General features: G+C 41.4%; 13 protein-coding genes. 7 read left to right on the top strand and 6 right to left on the bottom strand.

Annotated features, from left to right (window positions below):
• The 3 genes from H0W44_07165 to H0W44_07155 all read left to right on the top strand — a co-directional run.
• Window positions 1–339: transposase (locus tag H0W44_07165; protein MBA3582216.1), on the top strand; the 339-nt coding region annotated here is incomplete at its 5' end.
• Window positions 340–619: 280 nt separating this feature from the next.
• Window positions 620–3,187 carry a filamentous hemagglutinin N-terminal domain-containing protein gene (locus H0W44_07160; protein MBA3582215.1) on the top strand — a complete coding sequence of 856 codons (2,568 nt, stop codon included), beginning with the start codon at window positions 620–622 and terminating at the stop codon, window positions 3,185–3,187.
• A gap of 41 nt (window positions 3,188–3,228) precedes the next feature.
• Window positions 3,229–4,875, top strand: coding sequence for a ShlB/FhaC/HecB family hemolysin secretion/activation protein (locus H0W44_07155; GenBank protein MBA3582214.1), 1,647 nt, complete (start codon window positions 3,229–3,231; stop codon window positions 4,873–4,875).
• Between the two features lie 146 nt (window positions 4,876–5,021).
• On the opposite strand, the gene H0W44_07150 is transcribed toward H0W44_07155, so the two are convergent.
• Window positions 5,022–5,231 carry a hypothetical protein gene (locus H0W44_07150; protein ID MBA3582213.1) on the bottom strand — a complete coding sequence of 70 codons (210 nt, stop codon included), beginning with the start codon at window positions 5,229–5,231 and terminating at the stop codon, window positions 5,022–5,024.
• Window positions 5,232–5,418: 187 nt separating this feature from the next.
• Between H0W44_07150 and H0W44_07145 the strand changes: the two genes are divergently transcribed.
• The 4 genes from H0W44_07145 to H0W44_07130 all read left to right on the top strand — a co-directional run bounded on the left by H0W44_07145 (window position 5,419) and on the right by H0W44_07130 (window position 7,002).
• Window positions 5,419–5,520: a DUF433 domain-containing protein gene (locus tag H0W44_07145; protein MBA3582212.1), complete on the top strand. Its 102-nt coding sequence runs from the start codon at window positions 5,419–5,421 to the stop codon at window positions 5,518–5,520.
• A 91-nt stretch (window positions 5,521–5,611) separates the two neighbouring features.
• Window positions 5,612–6,226 (top strand): hypothetical protein, encoded by a 615-nt coding sequence (locus H0W44_07140; protein ID MBA3582211.1) that lies wholly within the window; start codon window positions 5,612–5,614, stop codon window positions 6,224–6,226.
• A 207-nt stretch (window positions 6,227–6,433) separates the two neighbouring features.
• On the top strand, window positions 6,434–6,730 hold the full coding sequence (locus H0W44_07135; GenBank protein ID MBA3582210.1) for a transposase: 297 nt from the start codon (window positions 6,434–6,436) through the stop codon (window positions 6,728–6,730).
• Window positions 6,727–7,002, top strand: coding sequence for a transposase (locus tag H0W44_07130; GenBank protein ID MBA3582209.1), 276 nt, complete (start codon window positions 6,727–6,729; stop codon window positions 7,000–7,002). The genes H0W44_07135 and H0W44_07130 overlap by 4 nt, the downstream gene beginning before the upstream one ends.
• A gap of 15 nt (window positions 7,003–7,017) precedes the next feature.
• On the opposite strand, the gene H0W44_07125 is transcribed toward H0W44_07130, so the two are convergent.
• The 5 genes from H0W44_07125 to H0W44_07105 form a co-directional block, all read right to left on the bottom strand.
• The gene (locus H0W44_07125) at window positions 7,018–8,325 is read right to left on the bottom strand and encodes a type II toxin-antitoxin system HipA family toxin (GenBank protein MBA3582208.1); all 1,308 of its coding nucleotides are present in this window, start codon (window positions 8,323–8,325) and stop codon (window positions 7,018–7,020) included.
• Window positions 8,322–8,693, bottom strand: a complete 372-nt coding sequence (locus tag H0W44_07120) for a helix-turn-helix domain-containing protein (protein ID MBA3582207.1) — start codon at window positions 8,691–8,693, stop codon at window positions 8,322–8,324. Before H0W44_07120 ends, H0W44_07125 begins: the two co-directional genes overlap by 4 nt.
• 357 nt (window positions 8,694–9,050) lie before the next feature.
• Complete coding sequence (locus H0W44_07115; protein MBA3582206.1) at window positions 9,051–9,764, bottom strand: c-type cytochrome; 714 nt, start codon at window positions 9,762–9,764, stop codon at window positions 9,051–9,053.
• Complete coding sequence (locus H0W44_07110; GenBank protein MBA3582205.1) at window positions 9,764–10,090, bottom strand: methylamine utilization protein; 327 nt, start codon at window positions 10,088–10,090, stop codon at window positions 9,764–9,766. The genes H0W44_07115 and H0W44_07110 overlap by 1 nt, the downstream gene beginning before the upstream one ends.
• Before the next feature lie 28 nt (window positions 10,091–10,118).
• A complete protein-coding gene (locus H0W44_07105; protein ID MBA3582204.1) occupies window positions 10,119–11,141 on the bottom strand; it encodes a tryptophan tryptophylquinone biosynthesis enzyme MauG in 1,023 nt (340 codons plus the stop codon).
• Window positions 11,142–11,282: the final 141 nt, after the last annotated feature.

The following is an 11,282-nucleotide window of genomic DNA, read 5'->3' as shown; positions in this document are numbered from 1 at the left end:
GCTATACGTTATGTTGAACGTAATCCCGTCCGCGCCAAACTATCACGTAAAGCAGAAAAATATCGTTGGTCGAGCGCAGCAGGCCATTGCAGATTAGTGGATGATCCTGTGATCACGCGCCAAGTAGGTTGGCAAAAACAGTTTAATGGAATAGGTGATTGGTCGGCATGGTTGGCGGAAGGCGACAATACAGAAGAAATGACACAATTAAGGCATCACGTGGACAAAGGATTGCCTTGTGGTTCTGAAACCTTTATTCGTAAACTGGAAAGACTGGCAGGACGTGCGCTAAGCTTTAAGCCACAAGGGCGACCTAAGCGAGTATCTGATAATGAATAACATGCGAAATAAAAGGGTAGCGTCCCCTTATTTATTTCATTAAACCTATTGGCTTATTTATTGCTGTGTTGTATGGCTCTTGCTCTAGGCCGGCGAGCAGTATGTCATTTTTTTGTTAAATATCTTTCAAAATTGCGTCAAGGAAAGACCAATTTGGCCGCTGTATTGAGCAGTTTGATATTTCTATAAACCAGCTAGAGGCATAACAATGAAAACCCAAGGATGGATATACGGCTTTTCTAAAGTCGTTTTAACTACGGTGCGTGCTTTTTTACCATCAATGATCGAGCTATCTCTTTCGAGACAAGCTAAAAAACACCAAAACTTTTGTTTTAAATTAGCAATTTCAGCTTCGTTGACGTTGCTGACGCTGCAAAGTTATGCCGATGTTTTGCCTACGGATGGTATTGTGACGACGGGCAGTGCGGTGATTAGTCAAACCGGCAATGATATGACGGTGACGCAATCAAGTAATCAAGCGGTTATTGATTGGCAGACATTTTCTATTGGTAGTAATAGCAGCGTTACATTTAATCAGCCTTCTACTAGTGCAGTGGCATTAAATCATGTATTGGGTAGTGATGTTTCAGTTATTCAAGGTGCGTTGAATGCCAATGGCCAGGTGTTTTTAATCAATCCTAATGGCGTATTGTTTACACCCAGTGCTCAGGTGAATGTGGGTGGCATTGTTGCTTCAGCGTTAAATATTAGCACTGATGATTTTTTATCTGGGCATTATCGTTTTAATGGCGGCAGTAGTAAGGCCGTTATTAACCAAGGTAATATTACTGCTGCGAATGGCGGCACCATTGCTTTAATTGCGGCAAAAATTAGTAATACCGGCAATTTAAATGCTACAGGCGGCAATGTATTGCTGGGCGCTGGCAGTAAAGTGACTTTAGATTTGAATGGAGCTGTTAAATTAATCGTTGAAAAAGCAGCAGTGCGCGCATTGATTGAACAAGGTGGTGCTATTCAAGCGGATGGTGGAACGGTGTTATTAACTGCTAAAGCAGCCGGTAATTTGGTTAGCACGGTTATCAATAATACTGGCGTTATAGAAGCTAAAACATTAGCTACTGGCGAAAAAGGTCAGATTTTATTATTAGGTGATTTTGATAATGATCGCGTCATAGTTAATGGTACTTTAGATGCAAGCGCTGTAAATGGTGATGGTGGTTTTATTGAAACAAGCGCTGCAAATGTGAGTGTTGCTAATACGGTGCATGTCACTGCGGCGGCAATGAATGGTAAATCGGGCACGTGGTTAATTGATCCGACTGATATTACGATCAGTGCGAGTAGTTGTACGGGTACTAATTGTATCGCAGCGAATACTATTGCTAGTACATTAAGTGGTGGTACTGATGTGAGTATTGCCACTGCCGGCACAGGCAGCGATGTAGGTAATATTACAATTAATGCACCAATAGCGTGGTCATCTAATATGCTCACACTAACAGCTCACAATAATATTAATATTAATGCGGATTTAACAGCAACAGGCACAGGGGCTTTAGCTTTAGAGTATGGACAAGGTAGTGCTGATGGTAGTGGTAGCACTTATACCATCGCCAATGGCACAAAGGTTTATATCCCATCAGCCAGTAATTTCACCTGGAAGAAAGGTTCTGCTGCCGCAATAACAAATTTAGTATTTAATAATAATTTATTGCGTTTTGGAGATGGAGCACAAGCTTCAATTGATACATTGGGTCAGTTAAAGCAACCATTCTATTATGAAGACAGCGTTGATCGTACTGGCTGGTTCAAATTAACCTATTCTAACTATCCATTAGATTTGGAAGTAGGTTTGGGTGGCGATGGCACTTCAAGCTGGAATCGCAATGGAGAGTTACATAATACGAATAATGATCTTGCCAGTAAAATATCAAATCAGGTTTTAGAAATATCAGGTTATAAAGAAGGTTTTGGATCTATTGTGTCCAGTGTTACCGTTGATTTTGATTCTGGTGATTCAGTAAAAATTAGTAACAAATATACTTTAGGTCAAACCGCGTCTTTCGTTAAAACTGACACTAGCATTACTAATGTGGGTTCAGCAACCGTATCTAATGTACGCTTATGGGTAGGCACGCGAGATGATTATATCGCGCAGAATGATAGTCCAACTAAATTCAAAGGGAATTTGACGGCTTCAGGTTTTACGCCGATTACAATAGAAGATACTCAAGCGAAAGCATTGTTGATTACGGAAAATGATGATGGTGTAACGGGTGCCGCCGTATTGTTTTATTCAACTTCTGCGGGCGCTGATTCTTCAATTGATGATTGCTGTGATTTTACTAATGCAACAGAGCTTGATCCTCGTACTTCCCCTATATCTATAGATCAAGACGATGGGTCTTACGCATTATTTATAAGAATGACAGATTTAGCGGTGGGCCAAAGCAATAGTATGACCTGGTATTATGCAGCAGGCCCTGTGGCTAATATTAATGACATTGTGAGTCAAGTGGCTGCATCTGCCGGTACCGTTCCCTATGTGCCAGCGCCTGCTGTGACATTACCTCCGAGCTCTATTCAGCGCGATGCTGCTATAGGACAAGTGCAGTCAATTGCTGGACATGTTTTTAACCCTTTACATACTGTTAACAATATTTTTAATCCAAGTGATTTTTCTGAAAACACTAATCAAGCATTCAGTGTTGGCGATTTAGCTGTTGTTGAAATTGATGCTAATGATGTTGGTAGTAGTGAAAATGATAATACTAGTGATGATAGCAGCAGTGAATTTTCGATTAATGATGAAAATGAGCGTGATAAAAATGGATTTATGCAGGTGTTTGTTGTTGATGGCGGCATAAAAATGCCAGCACAACAGTAACTTAATATTTTAATGGATGAATTTTTCAAGGAAGAGATAAAATGAAAACAAAAAATAGTCTGTATACGCTTTTTGCAATAAGTCTTTTTCCTGTCTCGGCGCTATCGCAAATAGCGCCTGATGCAGGTCAAACCGCACGCGAGTTGGAGCCTAAACCTACGTTGCCTGCAAAAAATATAAAAATTGAAATGGATACGTCCGCACAGAAAGAATCTTCTGCGGGTGGCGTGCAGGTGAATGTAAAGTCGATTGTTTTTAGTGGCAATACTTTATACAGCGAAACAAATCTCTTAGCTGTTTTGGGGGAGGTGGTTAACAAGAATTATGATCTAGCTGATATGCGTTTGCTAACAAACAAAATAACGGAATACTATCGTGCGCATGGCTATGCTTTTGCAAGAGCATATTTGCCCGTGCAGAATATGGCTGATGGAAAATTAGTGATTGCCATCATTGAAGGACATTTCGGTGAAGTACGTGTTAGCGGAGATGATAAATTGAGTAATAGCGCGCAGCGTTTTTTATCTGATCTTAAAACGGGTGATGTTATTGAAAGCAAGCCTTTAGAACGCGCTGTATTGATTCTAGATGATCAGCCTGGTAGCAAAATAGTACCTTTTATGCGACCTGGTCAGCAGGTTGGTACGGGAGATTTAAATGTTGATATCAAGCATGACAAACGCTCGGGTGGTTCTGTGAGTATTGATAATCATGGCAATCGATATACGGGTAGAAATCGGGTGAAATTGGATTTGTATTTAAACAGCACCGCATTGTTTGGTGATCAATTCACATTAAGTACCCTGTATACCAGTGAAGATATGTGGATGGGCGCGTTAGCGTATGGATTACCGGTAAATGGATCAGGTTTACGGGCATCGTTAGGATATTCAAATACTGACTATCAATTAGCCAAAGAATTTGAAAGTCTTGACGCATCGGGTTTTGTGCAGACAGTGAGTGCAGGTCTTAGTTATCCATTCATAAGATCGCAACGCGCAAATATTACTGGACTTGCTACATACCAGCATAAAAATTTAGAAGATGAATATGGCGCTACTAATTCAACTCAGGATAAATCCAGTGATGTGATGCCGTTAATAGTTCAGTTTGATGTGCGTGATCATTTTTTTAAAGGTGGCATTACTTATGGCGCGGTAAGTTGGACATACGGATCACTTGATTTAGATGACAATTTGCTTGCTGTCGATGAGCTTACAGCAAAAAGTGATGGTAGCTTCCAAAAAATTAATCTTGATGTTGCGCGTCTGCAAAGCGTGTGTGATTCTGTCAGCGTTTACACCCATGTGAGTGCGCAGTGGAGTCCAGATAATTTAGATTCTTCCGAAGGATTTGGTTTGGGAGGCGCTGATCAGGTGCGCGCATATCCATCAGGTGAAGCCTTTGGTGATAGTGGTTGGTTAGCACAAGTTGAATTACGTTATGCATTTCATTCGTTTACGCCTTATTTGTTTTATGACGCAGGTGATGTGAAAATTAATGCCGATCCATGGCTGAGCACTGATAATTATCGTGCTATTTCAGCAACTGGTCTAGGTCTACGTTATGATCAGAAAAAATGGTATGTGAATGGTGTTGCTGCATGGCGCGTCACTGGTGGAGTGCCTGAGTCTGATAGCACTGATACTAATCCTATGTTTTGGGTAAATGCTGGGTATAAATTTTAATACGGTGTTCATGAGTTACTTATAGCCGTTATGTCGTTTTATATAGTTGGCTCTCATGTTGAGAGCCAACGCATTTAATCTCCTGAATTTAACTTCCCCTTATTGCGCGCGGTTTAATGTTCGAGCAATGCTGACGACAGTGTGCTTTAACGTATGTTTAATCGCAGTGTGGCATTGATCGCATCGCGTTGGGGTTTGTTTACCCCGGCTTCATCTGCATAATCTGACCAGTGTTTAACGATGTTTGTGACGTCGTTGATAATAGTTTCCGCACGACCTTTTTTAAGGCTAGCGGTTTTTGCGCAGGTTTTAAAATCTTCAAACGTAAAACCATCGCGTTTACCATTGAGCGTCATTTGATGTTGTGATGTCCATAAGCCGTTGGGTTGGTAGGCGTAGGTGATATCAAAAGCGGGGGGATAATCGCCAAGTGCCTTGTTTGTCCCTTAGGTATATTTTGTCAGTTCATGCGTTTATGGTTGAGACGAAATCGTATAAGATCTGCTATGCTCAAATGACCTTAATCTTACTTAAGGAAATATAATGAATTACCAAGAACACATCGAAATCGTACCCGGTAAGCGTAACGGCAAGCCCTGCATTAAAGGCACTCGTATCAGTGTTTATTATTTTTATGGGCTCTGACCCCTAAAATTCAAATAAAAATTTATGAGCCTGCCTCTATGAGGCTGGAATCTAGTTGGAGCGGTTATTCAAATCACCCTGGGAGATCGTTGTGTACAAATTGTTTCCCATAATAATTAACAAAAAAACATTATTTTTAAACGGGTTGTTGATATTTTCATGTGCAGCACTAGGGGACGACTATAAAAAATATAATTTTCATGATGTCGCATTGTCGCCAGGATGGGCTGGAACAATACACATAAGTAAAAATAATCCGCAGTGGAATAAAGAGAAATATTTTTTAACTGTTTCACCAACAATTAAAAATGATAAAATTTATGTTCCTTATGATTTTTCTGATGCGTGGCATGAGTTAGATGCAATGCTCCCTCAGGAGTATGTCTCTGAGATATTAGGCAATATTTCTGAAGGGAGTGAGTGTAGTATTAAGGAGGAGAAATTAGAGTTTGTGCATGTGTACCTGACATTTTTTTTGGCTCATTATTGGTTGTCAATAGACGATTCTAGGTTATATAAGTTTTTTGATAATTTTTATAGTGCGCATGAAGACTCAGTAATAAGTGAGGAAAAAAATAAAAATATCTTATCGGCGATAACCTTATGTGCTTATTATAAGTACAAGCGTATGGATCAATATCCAGATTCATCTGAATTTATTAATCAATATAAGCAAGCAATTCGTTTCGAGAAAAAAAGAAAATAATGAGAATCAAGGGGGTGGGCAGACTGAACTTTCCCCGTTTTGGAACCAAGGGGGCAGAGTGAACTTACCCCGCTTTAACGAGCACTTCGAAAGCGTTTATATAGAACTTGTTTTGCTTTGACGAAAATCAAGGGGTCGAAATGAACTTACCCCGCTTTAACGAGCACTTCGAAAGAGGTTATATTAACCCACTTGAGGAGTGTTGCAATGCCGAAAAAATACCGTCAATTCAGTGCCGAATTCAAAGCGGAAGCGGTGCGTTTAGCCGAATCATCGGATAAAGCTGTCACGCAAATAGCGCGGGAATTAGATATTCGCGTGAATCAGATTTACAAATGGAAAAAAGAACTCACTGACAAAACAGTCCATGCCTTTCCTGGCAAAGGCAAACAAGCGCCTGACGCAGCAGAGCTCACGTTACTTAAGCGAGAAAATGAACGCTTAAAACAAGAAAATGAAATTTTAAAAAAAGCCGCCATTTACTTTGCCAAGGAACACAAGTGAAGTACGCATTTATCAAACAACACCATCACGCTTACCCTGTGCGTTTATTGTGTCGTACCTTGGATGTTTCTAATAGCGGCTATTACGAATGGTTGCACCGATTAGAAAGTCCTCGCAGTCAAGAAACGCGTAATCTCTTAGAAAAGATTGAGACGATTCATCATGCGAGCCACGAAACTTATGGTTATCCGCGCATTCATGCTGAATTGCGTCAGCACGGTTATTCGTATAGTCGTGAATCAAGGGGTCAGACTGAGCTTACCCCGCTTTAACGAGCATTTCCAAAATCAATTTTCTAATGATAAGCGCAATGTGCTATTGATTATATCCCGCTGTTGTTTATTAACTCCTACCTCATCTGCATAATCTGTCCAGTGTTTAACAACTTCAATAACTTCTTTGATAATACTTTCCGCACGACCTTTTTTTAGGCCTACTGTTTTTGCGCAGCTTTTAAAATCTTCAAACGTAAAACCATCGCGTTTACCATTGAGCATCATTTGATGTTGTGATGTCCATAAGCCGTTGGGTTGGTAGGCGTAGGTGATATCAAAAGCGGGGGATAATCGCCAAGTGCCTTGTTTGTCCATTAAGAAGGCGATGTTTTTAACGTGATCGTCTTGGTTGCGGGCTATGATGTTAAATGTCATGCGGCGAAATAATTGTTCGATGTCTTGCATGGGTAAGCGCAGTTGGCGCATGACCATAAAAGCTTGTTCGTAAGAGTATGCGCCTGCCATATTAAAATCGTAATGCGCTAGCGCGCACAATGATTGCATATGCAGTTTTGCGCCGTTGTCTAAACGATCAAAACGTTTGGTCATGAAGTGATGACGGTTATGTTCGGTTAATAAACGACATTCGTTCATGGTGATGCCGGCATCTAACGCCATTTTATAGTAGGCGTATTCAATCAAGCCATAGCCTTTTGGATCTTCGAGTTCTTTGTCTTTGTTGTTGCTGACGCCATCAAATTTTAATAGCCAGTGTTGAAAACCATTGCCAGCCTCAATTTGTCCGGAGCGCACTTCGTTAGTAGCAGGGTTCCATGCAATCACGGCTTTAGCGCGTGCACCGCCTGCGGAAGTGCCGACTTGAAAAATATGTTTTAACGCGGCGCTGCTATGTTGTTCATTTAATTCAGCATGCAAAGTATCACGTTGCGAAAGTATGTCGGATGCCAGTTGCACGAGTTGATCAACTTGCAATTGCTGTACGCTATTGGCAGTGGGGCCTGTTGCCGGTGCATATTCCAATGCGCCCATGCCGCGATCGCCGGTGTAACACAAACGTTCAATTGCATTAAAACTGTCTGCGCGTCGACCTTGGGTTGCGAGCCACGCATTAATTAATGCATTACCAAATTTGTCGGGCAGTGAGTCGGCTAATAAACCTGGCAGTCCATAAAAAGTATTGCGCGCTAATTCAGGAAAACGATACACGCGATTGGATAATGGCATTGTCAGTGGCGCAATTTGAATATCACTTTGTGCAAATGCGCGATCGTATTCAAAACTCGCAATGTCTGAGTCATCGTTCAGCGCAATCGCGCCGATGGTGCGTCCCCATAGTTTTACTTCAGCGACGGTGTTCATGAGGCATCATCCTGGTCATTCCAGTGCCATTCGGATTTGGCTTGATTAACTTTTTTGTGCGCACGTTTAGCAGTGGCTTTGCCTGTTTCCGCTTGGCGCGAAGCGGCTAATAATTCCATCGGTCGCGTTTCATGCGCGGGCAGCATGCTATTTAAAGCGGGTAATAAACCTAAGACGCGAAATAGGCGAATGAGCGTGAGCATTTGCGCAGATTCACCGGCTTCGATGCGCTCCAGTGTGCGCTTGGCGATGCCGGCTTGTTCAGCCAACTCTGCTTGAGTGAGCCCCATGCTTAAGCGTTGTTGAGCTAGGCGTTGGCCTATTTCCAGCAGGATGGATGGGTCATTTAACGTGTTTTCAATGTTCATGAGATATATCGTCATACTTGGCGAATTAATGTTTAAAATATAGTCTAATTCGTCATAAATTGCGATATAAACATTAAAAGTTTATAGATTTTAAAGGGGTTTTAAATGGATTTTGGAGCGGTTTAGAAGACGCTTGGGTGGCTGTGGTGATTCAATAAGAAGAGAGGAGTTTTCGCTGTGTTCTGTAGGGATTTTATCTCCTTTAAATTTTTAAGTTTCTTTTTCGAAAAATAATATCCGGCATGTGAGTAGACATTTCTATCTTGCGGATATGTTTTGTTGTGAGTGCGCGCATTGCGCCGATGTCTAGGATGCTTCAAGAAATTATGAAGCACCCTGAAAACATTTATGGCTTTTTTAATGCTCGCGCAATGTTTTGATATGAGCAATCACCGATAGAATTTCTGATTCTGTTAATTCTTTTCCCCACGGTGGCATTTGGGGTGAGCGGCCTACTGCTTCTCCGCCATTGGTAATAATATCTTTTAAGTTTTTGTCCGGTAACCCGCTTTGAGTAAGATTATAAGGCGGCGGACTTTTAATGATGCGTCGCATTTTGCCGTCACCTTCGCCGTATTGGCCATGACAAATTGAGCAACGCGCAGCAAAAATAATGCGTCCTTGTTTTTTGCTGACGGGTTGATTGGAATGATGATCTTGCAAGAGTGCCATTGCTTGTTCGTGATTGGTATGCAGCAGTTTCACAAATAACACAACAGATTCAATTTCTATCCACGAAAGCTCATCTGACCAGGGTGGAGATAAGGAATTCATCTCACCTTTAGCTCCACCATAAAGAATGCTCTTGCGAATATCGGATTCTTTTTTGCCGTATTTAGCAGTGAGCAAATTAGTAGAAGGGTAATCTTTAATCAGCAAGGTCATATGTCCTTCGCCCATACCGTTGTTACTGTGGCATAAGACGCAGCGTTCTTGGAATACGGTTGCGCCTATTGCAGTGGTAGGTGTTACTGAGGCTCTTTCATTTTTATCAGCCGCTTGTGCTAAGTTACAAGCTATCACTAATAAAATAGCGCTCAACGTTTTCTTAGCTAATATTTTTTTATTCATTATTTTTTAACCTCAATTTTCATGCGCATGCTAGGGTGAATGGCGCACTCGACTTCAATAATGCCTTCTTTATCGAAAATAACCTCGCGTGATTGACCTTTTGGGTACGAACCTAAATCAAAGGTTTTGTCTTCTGATAAGCTAAAAATGTTATGAAAGAAGGGGTCTTCATTAGAAAATTTCACGGTATCGCCGGCTTTTATTTGCAGCGTTTGCGTACTAAATTCTTTGTTTTTTTGTGCTACTTCATATTCCGCGGCGAACAAATGACAGGGGAAAATGAGCGCGCTTGCTAACAGTATGTTAATTACAGATTTGCGATTCATAATGTTCTCGATTTTAAATTTGAATGTTTCAATTTAAGGGTAGTGTAGGTAGGGTCAACGGTTCATGCGGCGTTGTTAATGCTTTCATAAATTCGACTAGCGACTGTTTTTCAGATTGAGTGAGCGTTAATGCTTTCATATTAGGCGAAAGATTATCGTGATGTATGCCGCCTTTGGCATAATGGTTAATCACATCGAGTAGTGTTTTAGCAGAGCCGTTATGAAAGTAAGGTGCTGTTAATTCAATGTCACGTAAGGTCGGCGTTTTGAAAGAACCTCTCATGCTCTTAACTGCTTTTTGCGCAAAGCGACCGAGGTCACCGTTGGTGCTAGATTCAAGGCCGATATTATGAAAGCCATCATCTACAAAATTACCGGGTTGGTGACAGACTACGCAATTACCTTTATTGGGGTCTAAAAATAATTTAAATCCTTTAATTTGTTGTGCTGTCATTGCTTGTGGGTCACCTTTTATCCAGCGATCAAAAGCAGAATTATTGCTGATGATAGTGCGCTCATAAGTCGCTATTGCTTTGGCGAGTGTTATCGCTGAAATGGCTTCATCTGGATACGCTTCAGCAAATGCTTTTTTGTAGCCGTTATTTTGTTTAAGCCAAATCACTATTGTGTCTAAATCTGCACGCATTTCATTGGCAGAGGTAAGAGGCCCTAGCGCTTGTTCTTCTAAATCTGGTTTGCGACCATCCCACATTTGTAAAAAATTGTAAGAGGTATTGATAATGGTGGGCGTTGCTCGCGGCAGGGTTTGGCTTTGAAAACCTTTACCCGTGGCTAAACCATCGGCCCATCCCAATAAAGGATTGTGACAACTGGCGCACGCCATGTTTTTATCACCACTTAGGCGCGGATCAAAAAATAGTTGTTTGCCTAACGAAATCCGCGCAGCGGTGGAGGCGTTAGCTTCTGGTTGAATAGGCAGGTCGGATAACAACCAGACGCGTAAACTTTCGTGCCCAGCGACTAATGTATACGGTTCCACGACGTCCACTGCCTGTGCCGTATTGATGGATAAGGCAGTCAGGCAAAGCATCCATGCTATTTTGTATTTCCCTAACATTTGTAAATCCAAGGTGGTTGACAGTTTGTACAGAGGGTTTCGGCAAAATCGCTCAAGACTTTAGATAATCTATTCAAGATACCGGCCGCCGAGTCGTTAATTGCTTACACAAGG

This window comes from Gammaproteobacteria bacterium, from assembly GCA_013817245.1.
In the GTDB taxonomy this organism is placed as follows: Bacteria; Pseudomonadota; Gammaproteobacteria; order HTCC5015; family HTCC5015; genus JACDDA01.
This window is presented reverse-complemented; position numbering and strand designations above follow the sequence as displayed.

Bases quoted from the DNA above. Each gene is read 5' to 3' on its own strand.
- H0W44_07160 (MBA3582215.1), top strand. From the start codon at position 620: ATGATCGAGCTATCTCTTTCGAGACAAGCTAAAAAACACCAAAACTTT.
- H0W44_07155 (MBA3582214.1), top strand. From the start codon at position 3,229: ATGAAAACAAAAAATAGTCTGTATACGCTTTTTGCAATAAGTCTTTTT.
- H0W44_07150 (MBA3582213.1), bottom strand. From the start codon at position 5,231: ATGACGCTCAATGGTAAACGCGATGGTTTTACGTTTGAAGATTTTAAA.
- H0W44_07145 (MBA3582212.1), top strand. From the start codon at position 5,419: ATGAATTACCAAGAACACATCGAAATCGTACCCGGTAAGCGTAACGGC.
- H0W44_07135 (MBA3582210.1), top strand. From the start codon at position 6,434: ATGCCGAAAAAATACCGTCAATTCAGTGCCGAATTCAAAGCGGAAGCG.
- H0W44_07125 (MBA3582208.1), bottom strand. From the start codon at position 8,325: ATGAACACCGTCGCTGAAGTAAAACTATGGGGACGCACCATCGGCGCG.
- H0W44_07120 (MBA3582207.1), bottom strand. From the start codon at position 8,693: ATGAACATTGAAAACACGTTAAATGACCCATCCATCCTGCTGGAAATA.
- H0W44_07115 (MBA3582206.1), bottom strand. From the start codon at position 9,764: ATGAATAAAAAAATATTAGCTAAGAAAACGTTGAGCGCTATTTTATTA.
- H0W44_07110 (MBA3582205.1), bottom strand. From the start codon at position 10,090: ATGAATCGCAAATCTGTAATTAACATACTGTTAGCAAGCGCGCTCATT.
- H0W44_07105 (MBA3582204.1), bottom strand. From the start codon at position 11,141: ATGCTTTGCCTGACTGCCTTATCCATCAATACGGCACAGGCAGTGGAC.